Origin of the sequence: Nostoc sp., assembly GCF_036917635.1 — a bacterium.
In the GTDB taxonomy this organism is placed as follows: domain Bacteria; phylum Cyanobacteriota; class Cyanobacteriia; order Cyanobacteriales; family Nostocaceae; genus Nostoc.
In genome coordinates this window covers 1-25,319 of the sequence record NZ_JBALCW010000088.1, presented here as the reverse complement: position 1 = coordinate 25,319, position 25,319 = coordinate 1, and the positions used below count along the sequence as shown (strand labels likewise).

24 protein-coding genes are annotated in these 25,319 nt (G+C 41.6%); 11 read left to right on the top strand and 13 right to left on the bottom strand.

Annotated features, from left to right (window positions below; translation table 11 throughout):
* Nucleotides 1–281 precede the first annotated feature (281 nt).
* Together V7K32_RS19850 and V7K32_RS19845 are read right to left on the bottom strand one after the other, a co-directional pair.
* Nucleotides 282–1,184, bottom strand: a complete 903-nt coding sequence (locus V7K32_RS19850; protein ID WP_334995518.1) for a S1 RNA-binding domain-containing protein — start codon at nt 1,182–1,184, stop codon at nt 282–284.
* 131 nt (nt 1,185–1,315) lie between these two features.
* Nucleotides 1,316–2,056, bottom strand: a complete 741-nt coding sequence (locus V7K32_RS19845) for a dienelactone hydrolase family protein (RefSeq protein WP_334995517.1) — start codon at nt 2,054–2,056, stop codon at nt 1,316–1,318.
* A gap of 282 nt (nt 2,057–2,338) precedes the next feature.
* Between V7K32_RS19845 and V7K32_RS19840 the strand changes: the two genes are divergently transcribed.
* On the top strand, nt 2,339–3,322 hold the full coding sequence (locus tag V7K32_RS19840) for a GntR family transcriptional regulator (protein WP_334995516.1): 984 nt from the start codon (nt 2,339–2,341) through the stop codon (nt 3,320–3,322).
* Nucleotides 3,323–3,403: 81 nt separating this feature from the next.
* On the top strand, nt 3,404–3,991 hold the full coding sequence (locus V7K32_RS19835; RefSeq protein WP_334995515.1) for a Uma2 family endonuclease: 588 nt from the start codon (nt 3,404–3,406) through the stop codon (nt 3,989–3,991).
* 99 nt (nt 3,992–4,090) lie between these two features.
* Here the strand turns inward: V7K32_RS19835 and V7K32_RS19830 are convergent, their stop codons facing one another.
* The 4 genes from V7K32_RS19830 to tig all read right to left on the bottom strand — a co-directional run bounded on the left by V7K32_RS19830 (nt 4,091) and on the right by tig (nt 8,976).
* On the bottom strand, nt 4,091–5,008 hold the full coding sequence (locus V7K32_RS19830) for an alpha/beta fold hydrolase (RefSeq protein WP_334995514.1): 918 nt from the start codon (nt 5,006–5,008) through the stop codon (nt 4,091–4,093).
* A gap of 104 nt (nt 5,009–5,112) precedes the next feature.
* Nucleotides 5,113–6,453, bottom strand: a complete 1,341-nt coding sequence (clpX, locus tag V7K32_RS19825; protein WP_334995513.1) for an ATP-dependent protease ATP-binding subunit ClpX — start codon at nt 6,451–6,453, stop codon at nt 5,113–5,115.
* Nucleotides 6,454–6,462: 9 nt separating this feature from the next.
* A complete protein-coding gene (clpP, locus tag V7K32_RS19820; protein WP_334995512.1) occupies nt 6,463–7,161 on the bottom strand; it encodes an ATP-dependent Clp endopeptidase proteolytic subunit ClpP in 699 nt (232 codons plus the stop codon).
* A 363-nt stretch (nt 7,162–7,524) separates the two neighbouring features.
* Nucleotides 7,525–8,976, bottom strand: a complete 1,452-nt coding sequence (tig, locus tag V7K32_RS19815) for a trigger factor (RefSeq protein WP_334995511.1) — start codon at nt 8,974–8,976, stop codon at nt 7,525–7,527.
* 941 nt (nt 8,977–9,917) lie between these two features.
* On the opposite strand from tig, the gene V7K32_RS19810 reads away from it, so the two are divergent.
* From V7K32_RS19810 to V7K32_RS19800, 3 genes are all read left to right on the top strand, one after another.
* Nucleotides 9,918–10,961: an aspartate-semialdehyde dehydrogenase gene (locus V7K32_RS19810; protein WP_334995510.1), complete on the top strand. Its 1,044-nt coding sequence runs from the start codon at nt 9,918–9,920 to the stop codon at nt 10,959–10,961.
* 133 nt (nt 10,962–11,094) lie between these two features.
* Nucleotides 11,095–11,979 (top strand): 4-hydroxy-tetrahydrodipicolinate synthase, encoded by an 885-nt coding sequence (dapA, locus tag V7K32_RS19805; protein WP_334995509.1) that lies wholly within the window; start codon nt 11,095–11,097, stop codon nt 11,977–11,979.
* 279 nt (nt 11,980–12,258) lie between these two features.
* Complete coding sequence (locus V7K32_RS19800) at nt 12,259–14,031, top strand: ribonuclease J (RefSeq protein ID WP_334995508.1); 1,773 nt, start codon at nt 12,259–12,261, stop codon at nt 14,029–14,031.
* A gap of 147 nt (nt 14,032–14,178) precedes the next feature.
* Here the strand turns inward: V7K32_RS19800 and V7K32_RS19795 are convergent, their stop codons facing one another.
* On the bottom strand, nt 14,179–14,337 hold the full coding sequence (locus V7K32_RS19795; protein WP_334995507.1) for a hypothetical protein: 159 nt from the start codon (nt 14,335–14,337) through the stop codon (nt 14,179–14,181).
* A 101-nt stretch (nt 14,338–14,438) separates the two neighbouring features.
* Here V7K32_RS19795 and yhdJ point away from each other — a divergent pair, with 101 nt between their 5' ends.
* Complete coding sequence (yhdJ, locus tag V7K32_RS19790) at nt 14,439–15,326, top strand: adenine-specific DNA-methyltransferase (RefSeq protein ID WP_334995506.1); 888 nt, start codon at nt 14,439–14,441, stop codon at nt 15,324–15,326.
* 192 nt (nt 15,327–15,518) lie between these two features.
* Here yhdJ and V7K32_RS19785 read toward each other — a convergent pair whose 3' ends face one another.
* Nucleotides 15,519–16,712, bottom strand: coding sequence for an anion transporter (locus V7K32_RS19785; protein WP_334995505.1), 1,194 nt, complete (start codon nt 16,710–16,712; stop codon nt 15,519–15,521).
* 531 nt (nt 16,713–17,243) lie between these two features.
* Between V7K32_RS19785 and V7K32_RS19780 the strand changes: the two genes are divergently transcribed.
* Nucleotides 17,244–17,621, top strand: a complete 378-nt coding sequence (locus V7K32_RS19780; protein ID WP_334995504.1) for a Mo-dependent nitrogenase C-terminal domain-containing protein — start codon at nt 17,244–17,246, stop codon at nt 17,619–17,621.
* Between the two features lie 117 nt (nt 17,622–17,738).
* Here the strand turns inward: V7K32_RS19780 and V7K32_RS19775 are convergent, their stop codons facing one another.
* The gene (locus V7K32_RS19775; protein ID WP_334995503.1) at nt 17,739–19,637 is read right to left on the bottom strand and encodes a caspase family protein; all 1,899 of its coding nucleotides are present in this window, start codon (nt 19,635–19,637) and stop codon (nt 17,739–17,741) included.
* Between the two features lie 201 nt (nt 19,638–19,838).
* Here V7K32_RS19775 and V7K32_RS19770 point away from each other — a divergent pair, with 201 nt between their 5' ends.
* From V7K32_RS19770 to V7K32_RS19760, 3 genes are all read left to right on the top strand, one after another.
* Entirely contained in the window at nt 19,839–20,306 is a 468-nt protein-coding gene (locus tag V7K32_RS19770; protein WP_334995502.1) for a hypothetical protein, read from the top strand.
* A 113-nt stretch (nt 20,307–20,419) separates the two neighbouring features.
* Nucleotides 20,420–20,593, top strand: a complete 174-nt coding sequence (rpmF, locus tag V7K32_RS19765; RefSeq protein WP_094328804.1) for a 50S ribosomal protein L32 — start codon at nt 20,420–20,422, stop codon at nt 20,591–20,593.
* Nucleotides 20,594–20,832: 239 nt separating this feature from the next.
* On the top strand, nt 20,833–21,438 hold the full coding sequence (locus tag V7K32_RS19760; RefSeq protein WP_334995501.1) for a sulfite oxidase-like oxidoreductase: 606 nt from the start codon (nt 20,833–20,835) through the stop codon (nt 21,436–21,438).
* A gap of 145 nt (nt 21,439–21,583) precedes the next feature.
* Here V7K32_RS19760 and V7K32_RS19755 read toward each other — a convergent pair whose 3' ends face one another.
* The 4 genes from V7K32_RS19755 to V7K32_RS19740 all read right to left on the bottom strand — a co-directional run bounded on the left by V7K32_RS19755 (nt 21,584) and on the right by V7K32_RS19740 (nt 25,037).
* Nucleotides 21,584–22,966, bottom strand: a complete 1,383-nt coding sequence (locus tag V7K32_RS19755) for an aldehyde dehydrogenase (protein ID WP_334995500.1) — start codon at nt 22,964–22,966, stop codon at nt 21,584–21,586.
* Nucleotides 22,967–23,086: 120 nt separating this feature from the next.
* Nucleotides 23,087–24,235, bottom strand: coding sequence for a hybrid sensor histidine kinase/response regulator (locus V7K32_RS19750; RefSeq protein ID WP_334995499.1), 1,149 nt, complete (start codon nt 24,233–24,235; stop codon nt 23,087–23,089).
* A 203-nt stretch (nt 24,236–24,438) separates the two neighbouring features.
* Complete coding sequence (locus V7K32_RS19745; RefSeq protein WP_334995498.1) at nt 24,439–24,813, bottom strand: type II toxin-antitoxin system VapC family toxin; 375 nt, start codon at nt 24,811–24,813, stop codon at nt 24,439–24,441.
* Complete coding sequence (locus V7K32_RS19740; RefSeq protein ID WP_442938773.1) at nt 24,804–25,037, bottom strand: hypothetical protein; 234 nt, start codon at nt 25,035–25,037, stop codon at nt 24,804–24,806. The genes V7K32_RS19745 and V7K32_RS19740 overlap by 10 nt, the downstream gene beginning before the upstream one ends.
* A gap of 15 nt (nt 25,038–25,052) precedes the next feature.
* Between V7K32_RS19740 and V7K32_RS19735 the strand changes: the two genes are divergently transcribed.
* Nucleotides 25,053–25,289: a hypothetical protein gene (locus V7K32_RS19735; RefSeq protein WP_334995496.1), complete on the top strand. Its 237-nt coding sequence runs from the start codon at nt 25,053–25,055 to the stop codon at nt 25,287–25,289.
* Nucleotides 25,290–25,319 lie beyond the last annotated feature (30 nt).

Sequence of the window (25,319 nt, the reverse complement as noted above, 5' to 3'; positions counted from 1 at the left end):
AACCTTATTAGGCGCAGAGAAGCCAGTGCGCCCTTGCGGTTAAGAGACTTGTTCGCTTTTAGCGTTCGCGCAGGGTAGCAACTGGCGCGACATCGAGAGAAGAAAGAAATGCTTAACTGAATTGTATTGAGCTAAAAAGGAGTTTGGGAAAAGTTTTCCCAATTAAAAATCCCCCCACATCTTTGTAGATGCAGGGGGAGTGATAACAATTCAAAATTCACGCATTCAAAATTGTTTCAGATGGTCATTTAAACGCTTTGTGCAAGCAGCCCACCTCAAAACTATTCAGAAGCTTTGTTATTAGCCCTATTAGCCCGCGCCTCAGCCGAAGCCATCACCTCATCAAAATTCTCTAGCACTTCGCCAGGGAAGTTTTCTAAAACTCTGGTAGAAAGAGCAACCCGCCCTTTACCTTCATCCAAGTCAATAATTACAGCTTTAATTGGCTGACCAACTTGAAATACCTTTTCTAATGAGTCGATGAATTTTTGGCTTACCTGCTTGATATGAAGCAAAGCCCCCATACCATTTAAATCAACAAACACACCAAAAGGTTTGATGCCAGTAACTTTGCCTTCCACCAGTTGACCTAGTTCTAATAAGCTGAAGTTGCTAGAACGAGTTGCTAAACGCTGCGAAAGGATGAGTTTGTTGGTGTTTTTATTAATTTCCAAAAAGCCCACAGTCAGATTTTGACCTTTGAGTGCTTCTAAATTATCACGCTCCGCCAGGTGCGATCGCGGAATAAATCCCCGCAAGGAGAGAATATCAACGGTGACACCACCTTTATTTACCCCCATAACCCTAACTTGCACAGTCTGAGCATTTTCCTGCATTTCGGCCAGTCGTTCCCAGATGTGCTGAATTTCCAACTGCTTTCGAGAAAGGGTGACTTGACCTTCTGCATCCTGATCTCGGATAATCAAAAATTGCATTTCCTCTTGCAATGGCAGCACCTCCGATAAATCGGTAACTGCTCTCAAAGAAGCCTCATCGCGCGGCAGAAAAGCTGACGACTTACCACCAATATCGACATAAGCTCCATCATGGTCAAGTTGGAACACTTTGCCATGTACAACCTGTCCCTTTTGAAACTGATAGTCGTGTTTTTCTAGTGCTTTGGCAAAATCGTCCATCGTAAATGACGAATTGGCTGTTTGAGAAAGTTTCGATTCGGAATTCATGACTTTTGAAGATTAATTGTTATTTGATATGGTGCAACTGGAGTTTAGATTGTCATTTGTCCTTTGTCTTTTATCTCTGCTTTTTGATGACAAATGACAAATAACAAAAAACGAACTTGGCTGTGTATGCTTCAGTTCAGTTGACTAAAGAGTTGTTTGACTTGCTCCCAAGCATCAGCAGCAGCTTTAGGATTATAACTGGCACGAAGGTCACAGAAAAATCCGTGATCAGCTCCATCGTAGCGAAACACACGATGAGGAATTTTATATTTTTCTAATTCTGCTTCAATCTCATCTACTTGTTTGGGTGGTATGCTAGCATCTGCTGTGCCAAAGAAGGCATAGAGAGTACCTGGAATTTCTCTGGTGCGAGTAACAGTGGGAGCTACACCTCCTGGTGTGCGGGTGGTAATTCCAGCACCATAGAAGGAAGCTGTAGCTTTGATATCTGGTAAAGTAGCTGCAAGATATGCAACATGACCCCCAAAGCAGAAACCAATACAGCCAAAACCATCTTTTTTGACTTGGGGCAGATTTTTGAGGTAGTCAATTGCTAGTTGAATATCGCTCAATAACTCTGAGGCTTGAGTTTGCATAGCATAGCCTCTGCCCCTTTGAATATCTTCGGGTGTGTATCCGGTTTCAAAACCAGGAGCAGTCCGTTGAAAAAGTGCAGGTGCCATCGCTACATACCCAAGTTTGGCAATCCGTTCTGTAACATCCCGAATGTGAACGTTGACACCAAAAATCTCTTGTAATACCACGACTCCTGGGTAAGATCCAGCTTCTTTTGGTTCTGCCAAATAAGCAGACACTTGAATATTATCTTGCAAAAGATTAACTGTTGTGGTATTTATTGCTTGCTCTGTCATAATAATTTCTACCAGTGCTGTATGATTAGCCGTGTAGTTTATTTGATATAACTATGCCAGTATGTCCAGGTTATTTCCAATTAAATTATCAATTACCAATTAGGAGTGCATTAGAAATTTGTACCAGAAAAACTTTATATGTAAATAAAATATTTGACATGTAGCAAATGCAGCAGGTCAGTAAAAGAGGGCTGACTTAAAAGTGCTGAGTAGGAAAGCAACACTTAAATACTCCCCACTCCCGACTCCCCACTCCCCACTCAGTATTCAGGAGGTTTGCTGATGATTCAATTCCGTATTCAGCCAGACAGCGAAATTCCCGCATCAACCCAGCTGTTTAATCAAATCCGGTTTGCGATCGCTTCTCGGCAATATCCCCCTGCTTACAAATTGCCAAGCACAAGGGCATTAGCAATGCAAACTGGGTTACACCGTAATACCATAAGCAAAGTTTACCGTCAACTAGAAGAAGACGGATTTGTTGAAAGTATGGCTGGTTCAGGAATTTATGTTCGTCCCCAAGGTCATGAGGGCGGTAGTAGGCTGCAATCACCAATACTCAAACAAAATCCTGATGCATATCAAGTTGTCCAAAAAGCACTAGACGATCTGCTCACCCAAGGATGTTCACTCAATCAAGCCAGAGAGTTATTTTTAGCGGAAATTGACTGGCGCTTGCGTTGTAGTGCGCGAGTACTGGTTGCAGTTCCATCTTATGATATGGGTGCTGGTGAGTTGATGGTCTATGAATTAGAGCGATCGCTAAAAATACCAGTCCAGTTGGTAGCAATGGAAGAATTAACTGCTGTGTTAGATAAAACTACCTCTGCGACAGTAGTCACAAGTCGGTATTTTATCAGTAATGTGGAAGCGATCGCAGCCCCTAAAGCTGCACGGGTAATTCCTCTGGATATCTACGATTACAGCAAAGAACTCAGCCTATTGAAAACCCTACCAAAAGAAAACTGTGTAGGTATAGTTAGCCTCAGTTCCGGGATTGCCCGAGCAGCAGAAGTCATCCTCCACGGTTTGCGAGGAGATGAACTATTAGTGATGACTGCACAACCAAAAGATGCTTATAAACTTCAAGCAATGGTTAAACGGGCTGAGGTAATCATAACTGATCAAGCCAGTTTTGCGGCAGTACAAGCAGCCGTACAAGCATGTGATGAAGATATTATTCGTCCACCGAAGCTGATTAAGGTTGAAAATTATATAGGTACTAACTCAATTAACTTGCTAAAACGGGAACTGGGTTTGGGTTAAATCAAACATAATTAAGATAGGGGTAAAAACATCTATATTGATTCACCTACTTATCAATCAAAGCAACTGTTGAGAGGCGATATGAGTATTCCACTTCTAGACCATCCCATACAAGAGAAACTTGTAACCGTCGCTGATGTTTCTTGGGAAGAATTCAAAGGTATAGAGGCACAGCTAAAGGATAACCACAATGTGCGACTCTCTTATTTGTCAGGAATATTAGAAATTATGTCACCCATTGGTGAAAAACATGAGTACGTGAAAACAACTCTTGGCTATTTGCTAGAAGTTTACATGAGAGAGTTGGGCATCAGGTTCTATGGCCGCGGTGGTTTTACTCTCGAAGAACCTGGGTATGCTTCTGGCACCCCAGATGAATCTTACTACATTGGCAGCAATAAAGAAACGCCAGATATTGTTATTGAAGTTATTATTACTAGTGGCACGATTAACCGTAAGGAGTTATTCAAACCCAAGAAAGTGCCTGAAGTTTGGTTTTGGAAATCTGACCAAATAAAGATATTCCGGTTAAACGCGGCTGGCGAATATGAAGAAGTAAACCGTAGTGGTTTCTTACCGAATTTAGATCCAGCTTTGTTGCTAAAATATATCGCGCATCCTGACCAGTACGACGCTGTTGCCGAATTTGTGCAAGCTATCCGAAAATAACTTCTAGTTTGTAAGTCGTATGCACTCCGAAAGTTTTTCTGTAGCGCTCAGTTGTAGTGTACATCTAGCAACTATATTTCTTGGAAATCCCACAATTTATCACACCTGGGGTTCTGGTATGGAAACTTGCAAAAACTCTTGCACCACTTGCATATAAGTTGGAGCATCTTCCAACATCGGAAAATGTGCTGTATTAGGAATCATCACAAATTCCACTTTGTCACTCAGTGCAGCTGCTTGACGCCCCATCTCAGCTGGAATAATTTTGTCATACTCCCCAGCGACGAGCAGAGTCGGCACTGTCAGTTTGGCAAACTCAAGCGGCATCACTTCAGATTGAGCCTTACTAACGGAAGTAAAAATTGTCCCTATAGCCGCATCGTAATCTGCTTCGAGAAAATCTTCCAAAAAAGCTTGCCGCTCAGAATGTGGTATGGAACTATGCAGAAATCTGGCCATAAACATCTGGTCAACAAATGGAATTTTGCTTAACCACTTGGGACGGAATTTTACGACATAGCCACCAAATTTATGAAAAGCACTAAAGGATTTTTCGTCGTACTCAAAAACGCCGCTACAGGTTAAAATTCCTCGTTCTACTCGTTGGGGGTAGCGGTTAAAAAATAAAGTAGCAACAGACGCGCCCATCGAATGAGCATTGATATAGACACGCTGAAGATGCAACCCATCTAACAAAGCTGCCAAATCATCAGCGTATTCCTCTAATTCATAAGTTAACTCTCTGATTGCCTGTGATTCTTCCTGGGGGGACTCAGATTCGGCAACAGCTTCACTTGCTTCGGTTATGGTTGGCTTCCCACCAGAACGGCCAAATCCCCGCATATCGTAAAGTAAACAATCAAATTGCTCAGATAAAGCATTTGCGGTATTTTGCCAATATCTAGCCGAACCAGCCCAACCGTGCATGAAAATCATCACTGGTTTTACCAAAGAACCAGATGGTTTTTTCACCCATTCGTAGTAATGCTCAACGCCACGAACATTAATATAAGGCATTAGTCATTTGTCCTTTGTCAGTTGTCATTAGTCATTTGTCCTTGGTACATAATTATTATTCCTTAGTTTTTGCCCAATGACTAATGACCAATGACTAATGACTATTAGGCTGATTCTGGTTTCGGTAGTGAAGATGGATGTATTATCAGTTCGGCAGTCGATCGCTTCTCGACCATTTCCCGTGTTACTGTACAACGTGTCACATCTTTACGGGATGGTAACTCATACATTACATCCAGCATCAGTTCTTCGACAATGCCCCGCAGCGCTCTAGCACCAGTTTTCCGACGGTAGGCTTCTTGAGCGATCGCTCGTAAAGCATCTGGTTTAAAATCTAACTGCACATTATCCATCTTCAGCAGTTTTTGGTACTGCTTGACTAAGGCGCTGCGTGGTTGGGTGAGAATCGCCATCAACGCTTCTTCATCTAGCGGATCTACTACTGCTACCATTGGCACGCGCCCAATAAATTCGGGAATCATGCCAAATTTTACTAGATCATCTGGTGCTAGATGGCGGAGAGTATCTGCTGCCCGTTTTTCCTTCGTTTGGCCTTCTCCAGGTTGCACAAAGCCTATTGCTTTTTTGCCAATTCTCTGATCCACAACCTTTTCTAAGCCTACGAAAGCACCACCACAGACGAACAATATATTACTTGTATCAATCTGGATGCAGTCTTGATAAGGATGCTTACGCCCTCCTTGGGGTGGTACATTGGCGATCGTTCCCTCTAACATTTTCAGCAAGGCTTGCTGCACGCCTTCGCCAGAAACATCGCGGGTAATTGACGGATTCTCACTCTTGCGAGCTATTTTGTCAATTTCATCAATGTAAATAATTCCTCGTTGCGCTTCCTCTATATCCAAATCTGCCACCTGCAACAGTCGCAGCAAGATATTTTCCACATCTTCTCCCACATACCCTGCTTCTGTCAGCGTCGTTGCATCAGCGACGGCAAAGGGTACATCCAGGATTTTCGCTAGGGTTTGCGCTAAGAGAGTTTTACCGCAACCAGTCGGGCCAATTAACAAAATATTAGACTTTTGCAGTTCTACAGCATCATCCGCGCCACCTTTGCCACTGGCTTTAGACTGAATCACCGCCAACCGCTTGTAATGATTGTAAACGGCTACTGACAGCACTTTTTTGGCTTCGTCTTGACCAATAACGTGTTCGTCTAGATACTTTTTAATCTCTCTTGGCTTGGGTATTTGATTAAACGAAATACTCGAAGATTGAGTCCGCCGTTTTTGAGGTGGTTCTGCTCTTGGTGCCGGTTGTGCTGCCGCACCATTGGTATCGAGTAACTCCTCGTCTAGTATTTCATTACACAAGTCAACGCATTCATCGCAGATGTAGACTCCCGGCCCCGCGATTAATTTACGCACCTGCTCTTGAGACTTGCCGCAAAATGAACATTTTAAATGGGAGTCGTACTTAGACATACCAGCCTCTTATTTCAGAATGGTGACGTTTTCCCCTACTGTGGGAAGATTTTGCCTGGAAATGACCTGATCAATCAAACCGTAGTTCTTGGCTTCTTCTGCCGACATGAAAAAGTCGCGCTCAGTATCTGCTTCAATTCTTTCTATGGGTTGACCAGTATGATGAGCCATTAACTCATTCAACTTAGCCTTAATGTAAAGAATTTCTCTGGCTTGAATTTCAATGTCAATGGCTTGACCTTGAGCGCCACCAAGTGGTTGGTGAATCATAATCCGGGAGTCGGGCAGAGACATTCGCTTACCGGCAGCCCCTGCTGTCAACAAAAATGCCCCCATGCTCGCGGCTAATCCAAAACAGATGGTAACTACATCAGGGCGAATTTGTTGTATTGTATCATAGATTGCCATCCCTGCGTAGACCGAGCCACCGGGAGAATTAACATACAGTTGGATGTCTTTTTCTGAGTCTTCAGCGTCTAGAAATAACAACTGAGCCACAATTGAGTTAGCTACAGTATCATCTATTGGCGTTCCCAAAAAGATAATCCGCTCTCGCAGCAGGCGGGAGTAGATGTCGAAAGCCCTTTCTCCCATGCCAGACTGTTCCACCACCATCGGCACGATGTTGCTAGGGCTGTTCAACTGGGAGTTAATGTTGATTCGACTTTGGTTGCTGATGGGGTTATTTCCCGACTGCGATACAAGCATACAAGCTTTCTTTGACGATAATTTAGGACAAATGTTTCAGCAGCAGATGCTGCCTTTTCAGCGAATGAAATTTTTATAGGTACGTGTTAACCATTATGCCTCATATAATTTCCTCTCGTGTAACACAGTATCAAGCTCAGGCAATAACATGTGTCACAATTTGCTTAAAATTCATTAATTCTTTAATTATTCTGTCTTCATCCCTGACTGTTCAGGAGTTAAGAGTTATGGGGCATTGGGCATTGGGCATTGGACAATAAATAGTTCTTCTCCCGCAGCTAATAGCTCCCTGCTCCCTTACCTTACCCATTTCACCAGTACTTTAACTCAGAACTGGTGAACTCATGGCTGTAGGATTTCTAATTATCCTTCTGTGACTTCTGTTGAAGCTTCGCTGATTTCTTCCTCTGTCTGAGGTGCATCAGCATCAGCATCAGCATCAGCATCTGATTCTACGGCTTCCGTTTCCTCTATGGGATTCAAGGAGCCTTCGGGTACAAGTTCAACTGAGGAGTGTTCTAAGAGCCAATCGACGGTTTTTTCGGTTAATAGTTCGTTTTCTACGATTGAGCGCAGTTTATCTTCATCAACGTCTTGTTCCTCCGGGTACTGTTCCAAAAGTTCGGTGACTCTGACTGCAATTTCTTCTGGTGTTACCTGAATAGATTCGCGTTTACCGACTTCGCGCAACGACAAGGAGCGTTTGATCCGTTCAATTGCCTCAGTGCGCGATCGCTCCCGCAATTGAGGAATAATATCTGTAGTAAACAACTTCCTTACATCCAATCCCTGCTGAGACAGCCGCATTGCTGTTTGCGTTAGCATTGCATCCACTTCTTGCTCAATCATGGTTGCTGGTAAGTCAACTTCTACGTGCTTGAGCAGTTCCGTTAACAAAGCTTCCTGTTTATTTGCTTTTGTTTTGTCATCCGCCTCTTTTTGATATCGCTCTACCAAAGAAGCGCGTAACTCCTCTAAGGTTTCAAAATCGCTGATTTCTTGGGCGAAATCGTCATTTACTTCTGGTAGTTCCTTTTCCTTGAGTTCTTTAAGCGTCACTGTGAAACTTGCCGCTTTTCCAGCTAAATCTTCGTTAGCATAAGGATCTGGGAACTGTGCCGCAATTTCTCTGGTTTCTTCCGGATTCATCCCCACTATTCCCGAAATAAAGCCTGGAATAAACTTATCTTCCTGCAACTCAACTTGAAAATCAGTTGCTTCGGCTCCGGGAATCGGTTCTAGTTCAGCTGTTTCGTCTTCGCCTTCACCTCTGGCGAATGAACCTTTAAAATCGACTACGGCAATATCACCGATTTGGGCTGCACGTCCTTCCACAGGAATCAATGTCGCCAATTCTTGACGTTCTTTGTCAAGGTTAGCGTCTACTCGTTCTGGATCGAACTTGACTTCTTCAGCTTGGAAAAGCAAATCAGTGTACTGAATTAGATTCACTTCTGGTTCTACATCGACAGCAGCCGAAATTGTCAGAGGTTTTCCAGGTTCATAATTCTTAATTAAATCCTCAAAGGAGGAGCGCAATTGTGGCTGACCTATTGCCGGGATAGCTTCTTGTTTAACCGCTTGCTCAATGCCGTCTTGAATTAGTTCTTCCAGCGCTGCTGCCTTGATCCGAGTTGTACCCAGCCGTTGTAGCAATATTGGCCGAGGCACCTTGCCTTTACGAAACCCAGGAATATTGGCAGTACTCGCTAAGTTTTTAATGACCTGTTCGTAAGTTTGCTTGGTAATTTCCGGCGTAATCTCTATTTCCAGGCCAATTTGGCTGGCGGGAAGTTTTTCCTGGGTAACTTTCATGCTTCGTCTCTAGTTTTCTGGTATTTTATACTCCAAGTACACACAAGATGCAATAATTGTTTGCGTTTATAGCTTGATGTGTCTTAAGGGAATGGGATGCCAAAAGGCTTTATGACATCCAAGGTTGGATGTTTGTCCTGGGGCAAAGATCCAGTTTACTGCCAATCACCAAGGACTTGACATTTTACCTTCATAACAATTTAGTTAATGGGGGCATGGGGCATCCCAACTCTTGGAGACGCTACGCGAACGGCTTCGCTCAGGGCAAGTGGGCATTGGGCATTGGTTATTAATTCTTGTCCCTCACTCCCTTATCTCCCCCTGCTCCCTCATCCCCCATTCCCCACTCCCCACTCCCTCTGAAACTTAGGAATTAATTATCCAGTGGGCTAACGCCGTGATATCCTGGTTCTCAGCGACTGGTTAGTACTCCGAAGTTAAAGTTATAGTATTGAGTCTAGCTATTTACTTAAGTTCTGGTACAAGACCCCATCTATCACCTAACCGTATAGCTCAGTTCTATGCTGTGGTGATTTTATCCACTTTATCTTAGTATATTCATCATTTTGGTAAGCAACTTTGAAGGGAAGACGTTCGTTGCCTTATAAGTGTGATGCCTGTAAAACGCTTAAGTGCAGATATCTCCATTTTTCTGATAAATGGCTGTTTGTTGTATAATAATATATAGTTTAAATCGATATATAGTTTAAATCGATGGGAAAATTGGATAGCCATTGCTGTAGAGTGCAACATAACTTAAATTATTAAATAACCAAGAAAATAAATGTATAAATATTTAGAGATTGACAAAAATAGACTAGATTAGAGAGAAATATAAACCTAATTGAAAATGTATTTCCAGGCTGCGATCACTATATAAATATAAGTAAATCTTCAACTGTTCCAAATTGCAAAAAAACCTCTTAAAGGAGGAAGTGAGTTTGTCTAAATCCTATCGTGTGGCTATTTTGGGGGCGACTGGTGCCGTTGGTACAGAGTTGCTGGAATTATTAGAAACTCGTAATTTTCCGATTGCTGACTTGAAGCTATTGGCATCAGAGCGGAGTGTAGGGCGATCGCTACGCTTTAAAGGAGAAAATATCCCAATAGAGGCAGTGAGCGATCGCGCCTTTGAAAATGTGGATATAGTACTAGCTAGTGCGGGTGGTTCCACATCCAAAGCTTGGGCAGCAATTGCCGTCCAAAAGGGCGCAGTGGTAATTGACAACTCCAGTGCCTTTCGGATGAACCCGGAAGTTCCCTTAGTAGTGCCAGAGGTGAATCCACAAGCCGCAGCTAATCATCAAGGCATTATTGCCAACCCCAACTGCACAACAATTTTAATGGCTGTGGCAGTCTGGCCATTGCATAAAGTTAAACCAGTGCAACGCATCGTAGCTGCAACCTACCAATCTGCTAGTGGTGCTGGTGCTAGAGCAATGGCAGAAGTCAAAAGGCAAACAAGCGCTATACTACAAGGACAGCCGCCAGTAGCTGAGGTATTGCCTTACCCACTGGCATTTAATTTATTCCCCCATAACTCACCATTAAACGATTTGGGTTATTGTGAGGAAGAAATGAAAATGGTCAACGAAACCCGAAAAATATTTGGTACGGAGCAAATCAGAATCACTGCAACCTGTATACGGGTTCCCGTACTTCGGGCCCATTCAGAAGCCATTAATTTAGAATTTGAGACTCCCTTTAGTGCAGAGGAAGCCAGAGAAATTCTAAATTCCTCCCCTGGAGTTAAGTTGGTAGAAGATTGGAAAACTAACTATTTTCCGATGCCAATTGAAGCAACTGGTAAAGACGAAGTTTTAGTAGGAAGGATTCGTCAAGATATTTCTCATCCCTGTGGCTTGGAATTATGGTTGTGTGGTGACCAAATCCGCAAAGGCGCAGCATTAAATGCAATACAAATCGCCGAATTGCTGGTAGAAAAAAATCTACTAAAACCGGCGAAAGCTTACGTTTCAAGCTAATCATTAGTAAAAATAAACAACTAATGAAAAAGAGCAAATGTGCAAATTACTGTTGAAAGAAATTTGCAGATAGGTTATTACAAGAGAAAACCACCAAGATACAAAAACATGGGTAATCAGGAGTGAAAAAAGGGTGGGAGATTTTGGCAATGTTTTAACCGCTATGATTACGCCGTTTAAAGCAGACGGTAGTGTAGATTATGATGTAGCGGCAGAACTAGCAGCACATCTAGCTAACAACGGAACAGATACATTGGTGGTGTGCGGCACAACCGGAGAATCCCCTACCCTGAGTTGGGATGAGGAATACCAGTTGTTTGTTGAGGTATTGCAGTCTGTGGCAGGAAAAGCCAAGGTGATTGCAGGTTGTGGTTCAAATTCCACCAAAGAAGCGATCGCAGCCACCCAAAAAGCGTCTAAAATAGGAGTACATGGTTCCTTACAAGTTGTCCCTTATTACAACAAACCGCCACAAGCGGGATTGGAAGCGCACTTTCAGGCCATAGCACAAGCCTGTCCCGACTTACCGTTGTTGTTATACAATGTCCCCGGTCGTACCGGGCAAAACCTTCAGCCAGAAACAGTTGCCCGGTTAGCTGAGGTTAGCAATATTGTCGGAATTAAAGAATCCACTGGTAGTATAGATCAGGCAAGCGAAATTCGCCGCTTGACAGCAAAAGAATTTGACATCTACTCTGGTGATGATTACATGACTTTGCCCTTGTTAGCGATCGGGGCAAAGGGCGTGGTAAGTGTGGCTTCTCATCTGGTAGGAAACCAACTACAGCAGATGATACAAGCTTTTAGTGCGGGTAAAATTGAGGTAGCCAGCGACATTCATCTGCAACTTTTCCCGTTGTTTAAAGCTTTATTTCTCACTTCAAATCCCATTCCAGTGAAAAAAGCACTGAAACTTCAAGGTTGGGAGGTTGGTTCAACTCGTCCACCCTTATGTGAAGCCGATTTAGAAGTAACTCAAAAGTTAGAAGCGGTTCTGAAAGAACTTAGTTTAATCTAGCCATCACTCGGTTAAACGCTGTTAATCTGCTGCTTTCTAAAGATAGATATAAACAATGTTCATAATTGTTCATAAGTCGCAATTTAAAAATCTGTGCTAGGACTGATAGACATACTATAAATTCTTCAGTGTACAGTCGATTTTATTGAATAAAAAATTGAAATCTTCAATTAAAACTTGATTGCTTTAGGACTGAATTAACAGACAAATGATGTTGTCTTAAATACAAGTTCGTTAACTATCAACTAAATTAACCACAAGTAAGAATCTAAGAAGAAAATGGCTAAAAACGAAGCTAATAATTCCGCCTTGAAAATTATTCCTTTGGGCGGTTTGCACGAAATTGGGAAAAATACCTGTCTTTTTGAGTATGACGATGAAATTATTCTCTTAGATGCAGGATTGGCTTTTCCCACAGAGGCGATGCATGGAGTAAATATTGTTTTGCCAGATACGACCTATCTGCGGGAAAATCGCCACAAAATTAAAGGGATGATCGTTACTCACGGTCATGAAGACCATATTGGCGGGATTGCTTTCCATCTCAAGCAATTTGATATCCCGGTGATTTATGGGCCAAGACTAGCAATGGCAATGCTAGAGGGTAAATTAGAAGAAGCAGGAGTCCGCGATCGCACAGAAATCAGAACAGTTCTACCCCGTGATGTAGTGCGAATTGGCAAAAACTTTCTGGTAGAATATATCCGTAACACGCACTCCATTGCTGATAGTTTTACAGTTGCCATTCATACTCCCCTTGGTGTAGTAATTCACACAGGGGATTTTAAAATTGACCATACCCCAGTGGATGGTGAAAAGTTTGATTTGCAACGGTTAGCAGAACATGGAGAAAAAGGCGTTCTTTGCCTCCTAAGTGATTCTACTAACGCTGAGATACCAGGGTTTACACCTTCGGAACGTTCAGTTTATCCCAATCTGGAAAGAGTATTTAGTCAAGCCACTGGGCGATTATTTGTCACTACCTTTGCTTCTAGCGTCCATCGCATCAACATGATTTTGGATATCGCCAAGAAGCAAAACCGTGTAGTGACGATTGTCGGGCGTTCAATGCTGAACTTGATTGCTCATGCCCGCAATTTAGGTTACATCAAGTGTGAAGATAATCTGCTGCAACCATTGCACGCAGTCCGCAATCTACCTGATGAAAAAGTACTGATTTTAACTACAGGTTCTCAGGGTGAAACGATGGCAGCAATGACCCGCATTGCCAACAAAGAACATCCTCACATCAAAATCCGTGAAGGAGATACAGTAGTATTCTCTGCTAACCCAATTCCCGGAAATACGATCGCAGTAGTCAACACCATTGATAAATTAATGATTCAAGGTGCGAAAGTGGTCTATGGTCGGGATAAAGGGATTCACGTCTCCGGTCACGGCTGTCAGGAAGAACAAAAACTGATGATTGCCTTAACTCGACCCAAATTCTTTGTGCCATTTCACGGCGAACATCGGATGCTAGTGAAGCACGCAGAAACGGCTCAGAGTATGGGCATTCCCGCAGAAAACATGATCATTATTCAGAATGGTGATATTGTCGAACTGACTGAAGATGCCATTCACGTCGCTGGTAAAGTGCCATCTGGTATCGAATTGGTGGATACTACTAGTTCGGGTATGGTAAGCGCCAAAGTGCTGCAAGAACGGCAACGCATGGCTTCAGAAGGCATTATTACGATCGCAGCTGCTATTGATTGGAATGGTAAACTGTTGGCTAAACCAGAAACTCACCTGCGGGGTGTAGTTACAAGTGTAGAGCGATCGCTCCTACAAACCTGGGTCAAACAACGAATTGAAGAAATCCTCACTGTGCGCTGGTCAGAATTTGCTCCTGGGGAAGGTCAACCAGCAGATATAGACTGGGGTGGATTGCAAGGTACTTTAGAACGAGAATTGCAACGTTCCATCCGTCGAGAATTGCAATGTCAGCCATCTGTGACTTTGTTGATGCAAATTCCTGATGAACCACCTGTAAAAGTTGCCGATGGTAGAAGACGGCGCACTCGTACTGCTGCTCAGGTTGCATCGTAATAAAAAGCTTATGCAAAGCCGCAAAGACGCAGAGTTTTTCTCAGGGTCTTTGCGCTTTGGTATGAGATTGAGAGAAAGTATTTGACGCTATCAAATAAGGTTCGGTTAAGGTTTTTGATGAAAATTAGAACATACGCAACGAACCTTTCAAATTCCTGTTTCCACCGAAGTTATGATGCCTGCGGTAAGCTGCCCTTCGGGTCTCTCCTTCAGACTTATCTCGGTGTTATCTGCGTCCTCTGTGGTAGCTTGCGGCAAACCGCAACTCTTGGAGACGCTTTCGCGTTTGCGTCTACGATTTTGCATTAGCTGTACCTAAGTTTTGAAAATCTCTTATTATTTGCAACTGAAGTTAATTTTCAACGTGAAAAGCTAATTATTTTACTTGTAAACCAAGCCGGTTCGTAATGTTTGAACGATATGGAAATACAGGGCATACTATATTTCATGGTGATGCTCTCAATATTTTATCCAATGAGATTGCTTCTGGATCTGTAGATATTGTTTTCATTGATCCTCCTTATAACATAGGGAAAAAGTTTTCAAATTTTCATGACAAATGGGAATCGGATGAGGAATATGTAAACTGGGCATATAAGTTGCTTGATGAGTGCATTCGGATATTAAAGCCGAATGGAACTCTATATGTTATGACAAGTACTCAAGCAATGCCATCTTTTGACCTTTACTTAAGAAAAAAAATCGTAATTCTTAGCCGAATTGTTTGGCATTATGATAGTTCTGGAGTTCAAGCGACAAAATACTTCGGCTCAATGTATGAGCCAATACTCCATTGTGTAAAAGACAAAAGTAATTACATTTTTAACTCAAATGAGATCAAAATAGAAGCAAAAACAGGCGCACAGAGGAAATTAATTGATTATAGGAAATCCGTACCAAGTTTATATAATACAGAGAAAGTCCCTGGTAATGTATGGTATTTCCCTCGTGTAAGATTTCAAATGAAAGAATATGAAAATCATCCATCCCAAAAGCCTGAAGCATTGTTAGAAAGAATTATTCTTGCAAGTAGTAATGAAGGTAGCCTTTTACTTGATCCATTCGCTGGTACTTTTACATCTGGTGCTGTAGCAAAACGATTAAGGCGAAATTCTATCAGCATAGAGTCTCAAGAAGAATACATCAAAATAGGTCTTAGACGAGTTCTAGGATGGCAAGAATATAAAGGGGAAAAGCTGTTATGTCCGCAAAAGAAAAATATCAAAATAAATAGAACTGGGCAAAAGCCTGATATTATACAAGAGAATCTTTTCAATGCAGACAGTACAGCATGAATTTACAACAAAAATAATTGATATTATAAATCGATATTTTAGCGGATCAAGCAACTAAAATTCTAAATTATAGTGAGTTATTAAAATATCTCAACATTAAGACAAAAGCGGCAAATCGTGGTTCTAAATCACGCGCGGGGTTAGCAAATAATTATGCAATTTATGTTTTATTTTTTATCAAGCCACACATCCTCAATGAACCCATAAGTACACTAAAAGTAGAGTACACACCGTTAATGGCGCTCCAAAACGCAGATGTTCCCAAAAAGTGAGCTTGTAACCTAAATCAGTAGCAGCTTCTACAACTATCAAGTTGGCGACTGAACCAAATAAAGTCAAATTACCAGCCAAAGTTGATCCGGCTGCCAACAATAGCCAATACTTAGTGTCACCTGGAGGAACCAGGGGATGCAATAAAAGTACAGCAGGCACATTAGAAATTAAGTTAGATAAAACAACAGTTACACCCAAAAAACTCGCAGCAGAGTTGATTGCATGGGTAAATGGCTGGAGCAAATTCAACTTTTGCGTGACTCGCGTCAGGATAAACAATCCAGAAAACATTACCAGCAGATTCCAATCAACCTTTTGCAAAATGCGTTGCGGTTTAATGCGGCGAGTGATTAGCAACAAGCTAGCAGCAACTAAAGCAGACTCCCCTAACGGTAAACCGATAGTAAATGCAATTAGTAACCCAATTGTGATAACTAATGTTTTTTTAAATAAGGGTTTAAAAATCCGTTGATTGCCAACTGTTACCTGTTGGCAAGGTTTGACTGAGCGCACATCTGGGTAAAGTAGCCACAGTAATATTACCTGAATTACCAAGCCGACAAGGGCAACTGGGGTTAATACACGTAGAAAATCTAGATAGGAGATACCTGAAAAGGAGCCAATCAGGATATTTTGGGGATTACCGCTCAAAGTTGCTACCGAACCTATATTAGTTGCACCTGCGATCGCTAGTAAATAAGGAATCGGATTTAAGCCCAAAGCTTGAGTCAGGCTCAAAGTTAAGGGTGTGAAAATCAACGCTATAGTGTCATTGAGAAAAAAGGCGGAGAGAATACCACTACCAAAAGTTAAAGCAATCAACAAACCTACAGGGCTGCGAGTGATACTCAATATCGCTGAGATTGATCGCCTAAAAAACCCTGCATAGGATAGGTTGGCATTAACTACCATCATGCTCAACAGAAATACGATGGTATTGGCATCAATAGCCTGCCATGCTTCCTGTAAATTCAGAACACCTAAAGCAATTAAAAAGGCAGAACCGACTAAAGCAATGGTGGCGCGGTTCATGCGTAAACCAGGAATGTAGCCCAATGCTAACCCCAGATAAGTTAGCCCTAAGACGCTGTAGATTGCAAATTGGAGAAGCATCACTTTCTTTACCCAGACTTTGCTACGACCGATATTTCATCTCTAGCCGCTCTGCATCTACTGAGAAAGCCAACCCACCTGGCTATAAACCGCAGCAGCATCTAGAGACTTCTCTCTACTTCTACGATATTTAGCTAGCTAATAAAAAGGATGCTCTTAGCTGGGGAAGTGGGAATACGGGGGTTAAAGACGCCTGCTAGGGTATTACTGATATTTTTACTGAGCAAAAATGCTCTCAAAAATATCTGATATTAAGTTGTGTAAATGCTACACTAAAACCTATCTAATGATGGATGTCTTTATTAAAATTTAAACTGCATCAAGTTATGAACAAGATCGTAATATTACACTACCGATCCCCAGAAAATTGAGATTAACTTGACGTAGTAATCAACTAGGTTCTGACTTAAGTGGCTAATCAGGTATTAAATTATATCGCAGTCAGAACGCGATTTTTCCGGGAAATTTCGTTGCCACATTGTATATATTCATCAAAAAGATGAATAGCCTCAATAACACAGAGGATTAACCATGAAGGTATTCGACAATACCACAAAAAAGATTTTTCTGGCAACCTGGGTATCAATCAATCAAGCAGAGACTAGTGACCATCAAGTAACCCAGCTAAACCCTTCTATTTCCAAGTCTGACTGGGATATTCTCCAGCCGCTACGACAGCGTTTAGAAAACATTCAAATCCGCGATCGCCAACTAGCTCACCGCTTGTGCAAACTGATTCCATCTCAGTGTCCCTTTGAGCGAGATGTCAAATTATTTGGGAAAACCTTGTTTCACATTCCGCCCATGTGCAAGCTCAACCCCTTATATGAAGAAGTGGTTGGTTTACGTTTCCGAGCAATGTGCTATCTAGCCGATGAATGCGGCGAAGATGTATCGCAGTACTGCTGAGGCAAATGTGAGGAGTCAGGAGTGATGAGTGAAGAATTAAAACTCCAAACTCCTAACTCCTAACTCCTAACTCCTAACTCCTAACTCCAAACTCCTAACTCCTAAATATATTATTGGCTATTTTTTTTGCCATTTTTGAATGGCATCCTGAGCATCTTCGTAAGCGCCTGTCTCCTCTGGTACTAAAGCAGCAGTCGCAATTGCAGCATTAAGTTCTCCTTCGGTGGCGCGACCCTTGGCCAGGTCTAAAATTTTCTCACTCCATTTATTAATTGATTTTTGGGCATTATCGAAGCCTGGTTGACCCGCTGGTACTTTTTTAGCAACTTCGATCGCCCGATTGTAGGTAGATGCCTGTCCAGACTTAATTAAGGCATTAGCTGCATCTAAAAGAGTTTTGTTACTTACATACTGCTTGCCCTCTAACCGCCACAGGTTAATTGCTGCTTGTGCTTTGGCATAAGGAGCTTCATCTTTGGTGATTAATTGTGCGGCGGCAATAGCGCTAGCATACTGTCTTTGTTTAGCACGTCCTTCTGCTAAATCTAAAATCATTTGGCTCCAAATCTTAATATTCTCCTGAGCTTGTTCGTAGAGTGGTTCACGAGGTGGAATTTTTCGAGCTGTTGCGATCGCCATGCCCAAATCGCTAGCCTGAGTTTGTCTGAGCGACATTTTCGCCAGGTCTAATACTGCTTGATTGCGATTTTTTGACTCGGAACTAGAAGTTATTTGGGCGTTAGATTGGTTTTTAAGTCTAACTGGTGGAGTGCTTCGGCGTAGCCCGTCGTAGACATCGCTTGGTAAATTCTCGATAACCTGGCGATCGTTCGCCGCAGCATTGGGTGATGTGCTTGATATTTGCTTAATTTTAAAAGTTTCTTGATTACGGAGAAAAACTACGGCGATTAAACCTGCTACTAGCAGGCTGCCTCCGCCCCATAAAATAAACTGTTTCCAAAAAGGAATGCTTGGCTGATTGGATGGCAATCGAGAGACGTAACCTTTAGAGGAATTGGGGATAAATCTTCCCTTGGGATTCACTCCTAAAGAAGTTTCCGCCATTGGCTGGGAAACTAAGCCGGTAGCTGACTCCTTGACTTGTTGACCTTGAGATTTTTCGACCTTGGGAGCCTTCACCTGTTGGGAGGAGTTCACATTAGCTTCTCCCCATCTGCCCCGTTCTGCTGAAGTTTTAGGGTAATCGTCGAGGGGAGGAGCCGCACGGGCAACAGCAAAGGATTCTTCAGGATAAATCATCGGTTCTGATTGCAAGTCACTTTCCATTGCCAATTTTGGCAAAATTACCTGCGCCCTTGATGGGATAATAGTGGCAGGGTTTTGGACAGGACGCCAGTGGTGGTGACATAATTTTGGCACGATCAGGCTTAAGTAGCTTTCTAAATCTGCCAAATTGCTACCGTTACCAGAACGCAAAGCTTCTAACAAAGCTGCTGTAAAGAATCCATGACCTAATTCGCTACTTTCATGGGAAAATTGCTCTGGTTGACAAGAAAGAATTGTTGCCAGTTGTAGTTCTTGGGCTAATTCTATTGTTTCTTCACCAACGGGAGCATCCGCTTGAGTGCCAAAAGCGCGGTTGATATCGAGTAGTAACAATACATTTAGTTCAGCAAGTTGCAGACTTTGCATTAGCGATCGCAATTCTATGCCAGTCTCTTGCACTTCGGGGTTACCTTCTGCTGGCATTAAGTAATCTTTGCCCTTGTAGTTGACCCCATAACCGCTAAAAAATAACCACAGATAATCTTCTGGTTGCCAACTTGTCGCTGCCAAATCCTCAAGCAGCAGCAAAATATTCTCTTTAGTCGGATAAGTTGATCTATCCCCAATCGGCGGCGAGGTATCCGTCATTAAAAGACAGTGTTTGGGGAGAAAACCTGCCTCTGTCACCAAAAAATCCTCTAGTGCCTCAGCATCTTCTTGAGCACAACTTAAAGGTTGAAATAACTGATATTGATTGATGCCAATCGCGATCGCCCAGTAATTTGCCATCCCGCTATTTGTCAGTTATTGTTTGCTGGTCTTAAAATTGCGGTTGGCTTTGCCCAAAAAACAAAGCTAACCGATGTTTTATAGTCTAGGTGAATTCTGATCGAATCTTAAGTTAGAATGTAAATTTTATTACGTTTATAGACCGGAAAATACCTTTTACCTAAATTCAATAAAAGATTATCACTAAGGAGATAGAAGGTTATGAGCAAGATTTCTGCTCACCTACCATCATCGATCACTCCCTTTTCAGTTATTAGCCAAATTGCCAGAAGAATCCGGATAATTCCTTTAGTAGTTTTGCTCATATCTACTGTTCCTGCGTGGTTATTGATGGAAGCGATCGTACCTCAGGCTGTGCGAGCTTACACCGCTAGAGTCGATCTAGCTATTGACCGCTTGCCAGATGAAAACTATGAAACCGTTCTCAGAAGGGCGGAAGCAGCCGTGAGAGCATCTGCTCAACGGAGTTTTGACCAAGATATCTTGGTGACAGATGTTTCAATAATTGTGTCCGTACAAAATCAGGGAACGATCGCACCAGTTCTGGCATTAGATGTCAGTCGTCCCCAATGGCGATCGCGTCCCGATGCTCAAAATTGGGCGACTTACTTTAAAACTGCGCGATCGCTACTTTTCTTGGAAAATAGCCAGGACTTACCCAAAAAATAGCCGAAACCCTTATTTTCAGTAGGGGCAATTCATTAATTGGCTTTACTGTTGTCCTTGGCGTCAGTGGATGGCCTAGAATAGTAAGGTTGTCAAGAATTGCGATATCTGCTGACATGGCTGTTCCTAAGAAGAAAACTTCAAAATCAAAACGAGATAAACGTCGAGCTACCTGGAGGCACAAAGCCGTCGTCGAAGCTCAGAAAGCCCTGTCTTTGGGCAAATCAATTTTGACTGGACGTTCTACATTTGTCTATCCAGCTGCTGAAGAAGAGGAAGAAGAATCTTAACAATTCAAAATTCAAAATGAAAGACATTTTCAGACGGGGATTTAAACCCCGACTGAAACTCACAAGCTCATTTAGATCGAAAAAATTGCGTAGTGAGTAATTGCGAATAGCCATTACCTATTACGTATAATTCACGAGTAACGATCGAATAATCAGATAAATAGTAAAACATCTGGTGCTGTTGGCAACTCAGCAAAAAAGCTTGTACACATCTTGAGAAAACTTATTTTTCTCTAACTATGCTAGGAAAATATTTTCACAAATCAGGGAAGGAAGAGAGCGATCGCGTCCCTCCTGGTCAACACTTAGCTAAAGGTTTCCCCGTATTAACTTACGGTGCAACTCCCCAAGTCATCATTGAAGAATGGGAGTTTCGAGTTTGGGGTTTGGCAAAACCTGCTACCTTTAGTTGGTCAGACTTTATAGCGCTACCTCAACACGAATTCACAGCAGACTTTCACTGTGTAACGCGCTGGTCTAAACTGGATGTCAAATGGACTGGCATTAAAGTAACAGATTTCATGGGTCTGATTGAGCTAGACCCTAAAGTAGCCCATATTATGGAACACTGCTATGGCGGCTACACTACCAATATTTCTCTAGAAGATTTTATGCGCGAAGAAAACTTCTTTGCTTTTAAAGTCTTTGGTGAAGACCTTCCATCTGAACACGGTGGCCCGATGCGGCTAGTTGTTCCGCACCTCTACGCTTGGAAAAGTGCTAAGTGGATTAATGGTTTAGAATTTTTAGCTGCTGAAGAACTTGGTTTTTGGGAGCGCAATGGCTACCATCGCCGTGGTGAACCTTGGGCTGAGGAACGTTATAGCAATAGTTTTGGGTTTTAATAGTTAGGAGTTTGGAGTTAGGAGTTTGGAGTTGGGAGTTTGGAGTTTGGAGTTGGGAGTTTGGAGTTAGTAGTTTAAAGTTAGGAGTTTAGAGTTAAAAATTCATAACTCATAATTTATAACTCATACCTCCTAAATTTTACTTTTAACCCAGAAGTTTCTTGATTAGCGACAATTTGCTCTGATATGGAGCATATCGCCATTTTAAATCCAGCCAGAAAGAGTTTTGCAATACACTTTTGTTATGGGAAAACGTGTCAAAACTAGCTTTGCCGTGATAATTGCCAATACCGCTATCTCCAACCCCACCAAATGGTAAAGAAGAGACACCAAACTGCATCATCGTATCGTTGATACAAACTCCGCCAGAGGAAGTTTCCTGCAAAACTCGATTTTGTAGGTTTTTGTTTTGAGAAAATAAGTATAACGCTAAGGGTTTCGGTCTAGAGTTAATCAAGGCGATCGCTTGTGCAATATCAGTATATTCAATAATGGGTAGAATCGGGCCAAAAATTTCTTCCTGCATTACAGAATCTTCTAAAGAGACATTATCAATCAGTGTGGGGGCGATATAACGCTCTGAAGGTTGATTTTCTCCACCGATGATAACTTCACCATCTTTGAGAAAGTTAACTAACCGCTCAAAGTGTTTTTGACTGATAATTCTAGCATAATCAGGACTATTTACAGGATTCTCACCATAAAATTCTTTTAAGCATTTTGCCAGACAATTTATTAAATCTTTTTTTATTTTTCTGTTAACTAAAAGATAGTCAGGAGCGATACAAGTTTGTCCAGCATTAATAAATTTCCCCCAAGTAATTCGTCTGACAGTGTGTTCAAGATTAATGTCAGTATCTACAATACAAGGGCTTTTACCACCCAATTCTAAAGTAACTGGTGTAAGATATTTTGCTGCTGCTGCCATAACGATTTTGCCTATGGCTGTGCCACCAGTAAAAAAGATATGGTCAAACTTTTCTGCTAGTAGTTTTTGACTTGCTTCCACTCCTCCTTCAATTACTGCAATATAAGCAGGCTCAAAATTTTTGTTAATAATCTTAGCAATTACATCAGACGTATGAGAGGCAATTTCTGAAGGTTTGATAATTGTACAATTACCGGCTGCGATCGCACCTATTAAAGGTGAGATAATTAAGTTAAATGGATAGTTCCAAGGCCCGATAATTAAGACAACCCCTAACGGTTCTGGATAAATTTTAGCTGAGTAGGAAAAAAACTCAAAGGAAACGCCTGATTTTTTTGGTTTAGCCCAGGTATTGAGATGTTTTATAGCATAATTAATTTCCTTAATTACGCTGATTTCTGTAATGTAACTCTCCACTTCGGATTTATGTAAATCTGCTTGTAATGCCTCGATTATTGACTGTTTATACTCAATAATTGCTTGCTTGAGATTTTTAAGTTGTTTAATACGAAAACTGACATCTTTAGTTTTACCTGTTTGAAAAAACTCTCGCTGACTCTGGATAATATCGCCAATGTTAGATAATTCAGTGGTAATCATTATTTTGTCCGAGCAAAAACTATTGATTTAATTTAAATTATTGGTAGATAGTAGTAAGCTTATAAATTATGAACTATCAGAGTAAAAAACTCCATAATTCATAATTTATAATTGCTATTTTTATGGTATTTTGGTGGGTAGAAGGACAATAAACACACTACCTTTGCCCAACTCAGAATTAAGCAGAATAATGCCTTTATGTGCCTCGACAATTCGGCGAGTAAGGTAGAGTCCTAAGCCACTACCAGAACTTTTGTGACTACCTTGGCGAAATCGTTCAAAAATGGTCGCTTGTTCTTCAGGAGCAATACCTGAGCCTGTATCGGCTATTTCAATTCTAATATAGTCAACGGAATTGGATATTTCCGAGAAATCAGATTGACTACTTTTGTTGAACTGGCTTTGAAAAGTAAAACTAATAGTAATAGATCCAGAGTCGGTAAATTTGATCGCATTCCCGATCAGATTAGTGAATAGACGATGTAATTCTAAGCGATCGCCCATGACTGTGTTTGTGCTTGACTCCTCAGTAAAATCTAAATTTAGGGACAGTGTTTTCTCTTGAGCTAGAGGTGCTAATTCTCCAGTAACGTCCTCTAGCAATTGGCCCAGATTAACTGGTTGAAGTGCCAAAGTTTTGCGACCTGCTTCAAAGCGATAAACTTCTAATAAGGTATTGACCATAGAAAGCAGGTTGATGTTGCTACGTGCCATGATGGCGATTACTTCCTGCATTTGCGCTGATAATGTTCCCAATGCACCTTGCTGAAATAGCATTAACATGCGATCCGCGGCTACCAAGGGAGTGCGTAAATCGTGGGTGAGGCGGGAGACAAAATCTTCTCGCTGGCGGGCAATTTCATCACGTTCATCCATACTATGCTTCAAACGCAGGAGCGATCGCACTCTTGCCAGCAATTCATCTACTGTTACAGGTTTGCGGATAAAATCATCAGCACCCAAGTCTAATCCGTGGGCAACATTGGGCGTATCGTGGGCAGTTATCAGCAATATGGGGATATATTGTGGCAATTTCATATCACCTCGAATGTGCTTGGTGACTTCGTACCCATCCATATCTGGCATCATTAAATCCAGCAGAACCAAGTCACAAGGAGAAGCTTTCAATTCTTGCAAGGCCGAAATCCCATTTTCTGCGGTGCTAATGGTGTAACCTTGTTCCTCCAAAATAGTTTTGATCAAAAACACGTTATCAGGAGAGTCATCAACAACCAGAATTTTGTCAGAGCCAGAAGATTGTGAAGTCATATAGATGCATATAGTTTTCTTAGATATTAACGTTAGATATACTTTCTCTAAAAGGTTGTTTGAAAAATCTAATTTATTACTCGCTGGCTGACTAGAAGTGTTGGGAATTAGTTAGAGCTTGTACTGTGGCGATCGCTACCCCAGAAGGTTACATCCAAGGCACGGACTTTTTTATCTAGCCTCAAAACAAGCGATCGCTCCAATTACACAATTTGCATTGACTGAGTGTTAATTTTTGTTAAATTAGCCAATCTTACATCATTTGTAAATAACATTGTATTTAAAGATTTTGCAGTTGCTACAATTATTGCGTCAGCAAGCTTAAGTCTATATTGTTTGCGAAGTGCAATTGTTAAATTATTAATATTATTATCAATACCAACAACCGTAATTTTATTTAAAAAATAAATAATTTGTGTTTCTTCTTCTAGACTTATACTCGGATAAGAGAGCAATTCAATTTCAGTAATCACTGAAATAAAATATTGTTCTGATGGTAGTGGGTTTACCAAACGACCACCCAAAAAATACAAGACTATATTTGTCTCTAACAAAAATAAAGGTTGTGTCAACACCATTCATCCCTAATTTGCTGCTGATATTCCAAAGGGTCTTGAGTTAGTTGAATTACACCTGCGTACTGGTTTAAATTAAAGTCTTGTTTTTGTTGTAATTGATGAGCTTCTAATATCTTCTCAATTTGCTGCCAGTCCTGATAATCAATCAACACTGCTACCGGACGCATGGCTTCATCAGTCACAATTTTTTTCTTAAAGCTAAACTCGCTTTTTATGGCGGTCAAACAAGCGGTAATTATATGTGTACATCCGTTCGGCGAATTGGCTGTCATATTGCCCTTCAACTTCCAGATGAACCAATACCCAAGCTTCTTCTCCATCCAGTAGCCAAACTTTTGCAACTTTATCAACCAAACGCCGCCCAGTTTATGCATCCGGTTCTAGCTGTTGTAGTTCCGTGTCCAGAAATTCATAACTGTGCGTTCGCTGATTTTGAGGCAGTAAAAGGAATTAATTGCTTTATCGGTAAGGGTTAAGACGATTTTTCAAGCAAAGGTATTATGAGA

Excerpts from the sequence above, each read along its gene's own strand:
- V7K32_RS19850 (WP_334995518.1), bottom strand. The coding sequence starts at position 1,184 with ATGAATTCCGAATCGAAACTTTCTCAAACAGCCAATTCGTCATTTACG.
- V7K32_RS19845 (WP_334995517.1), bottom strand. The coding sequence starts at position 2,056 with ATGACAGAGCAAGCAATAAATACCACAACAGTTAATCTTTTGCAAGAT.
- V7K32_RS19840 (WP_334995516.1), top strand. The coding sequence starts at position 2,339 with ATGATTCAATTCCGTATTCAGCCAGACAGCGAAATTCCCGCATCAACC.
- V7K32_RS19835 (WP_334995515.1), top strand. The coding sequence starts at position 3,404 with ATGAGTATTCCACTTCTAGACCATCCCATACAAGAGAAACTTGTAACC.
- V7K32_RS19830 (WP_334995514.1), bottom strand. The coding sequence starts at position 5,008 with ATGCCTTATATTAATGTTCGTGGCGTTGAGCATTACTACGAATGGGTG.
- clpX (WP_334995513.1), bottom strand. The coding sequence starts at position 6,453 with ATGTCTAAGTACGACTCCCATTTAAAATGTTCATTTTGCGGCAAGTCT.
- clpP (WP_334995512.1), bottom strand. The coding sequence starts at position 7,161 with ATGCTTGTATCGCAGTCGGGAAATAACCCCATCAGCAACCAAAGTCGA.
- tig (WP_334995511.1), bottom strand. The coding sequence starts at position 8,976 with ATGAAAGTTACCCAGGAAAAACTTCCCGCCAGCCAAATTGGCCTGGAA.
- V7K32_RS19800 (WP_334995508.1), top strand. The coding sequence starts at position 12,259 with ATGGCTAAAAACGAAGCTAATAATTCCGCCTTGAAAATTATTCCTTTG.
- V7K32_RS19795 (WP_334995507.1), bottom strand. The coding sequence starts at position 14,337 with ATGCAAAATCGTAGACGCAAACGCGAAAGCGTCTCCAAGAGTTGCGGT.
- yhdJ (WP_334995506.1), top strand. The coding sequence starts at position 14,439 with ATGTTTGAACGATATGGAAATACAGGGCATACTATATTTCATGGTGAT.
- V7K32_RS19785 (WP_334995505.1), bottom strand. The coding sequence starts at position 16,712 with ATGCTTCTCCAATTTGCAATCTACAGCGTCTTAGGGCTAACTTATCTG.
- V7K32_RS19780 (WP_334995504.1), top strand. The coding sequence starts at position 17,244 with ATGAAGGTATTCGACAATACCACAAAAAAGATTTTTCTGGCAACCTGG.
- V7K32_RS19775 (WP_334995503.1), bottom strand. The coding sequence starts at position 19,637 with ATGGCAAATTACTGGGCGATCGCGATTGGCATCAATCAATATCAGTTA.
- V7K32_RS19770 (WP_334995502.1), top strand. The coding sequence starts at position 19,839 with ATGAGCAAGATTTCTGCTCACCTACCATCATCGATCACTCCCTTTTCA.
- rpmF (WP_094328804.1), top strand. The coding sequence starts at position 20,420 with ATGGCTGTTCCTAAGAAGAAAACTTCAAAATCAAAACGAGATAAACGT.
- V7K32_RS19760 (WP_334995501.1), top strand. The coding sequence starts at position 20,833 with ATGCTAGGAAAATATTTTCACAAATCAGGGAAGGAAGAGAGCGATCGC.
- V7K32_RS19755 (WP_334995500.1), bottom strand. The coding sequence starts at position 22,966 with ATGATTACCACTGAATTATCTAACATTGGCGATATTATCCAGAGTCAG.
- V7K32_RS19750 (WP_334995499.1), bottom strand. The coding sequence starts at position 24,235 with ATGACTTCACAATCTTCTGGCTCTGACAAAATTCTGGTTGTTGATGAC.
- V7K32_RS19745 (WP_334995498.1), bottom strand. The coding sequence starts at position 24,813 with ATGGTGTTGACACAACCTTTATTTTTGTTAGAGACAAATATAGTCTTG.
- V7K32_RS19735 (WP_334995496.1), top strand. The coding sequence starts at position 25,053 with ATGTGTACATCCGTTCGGCGAATTGGCTGTCATATTGCCCTTCAACTT.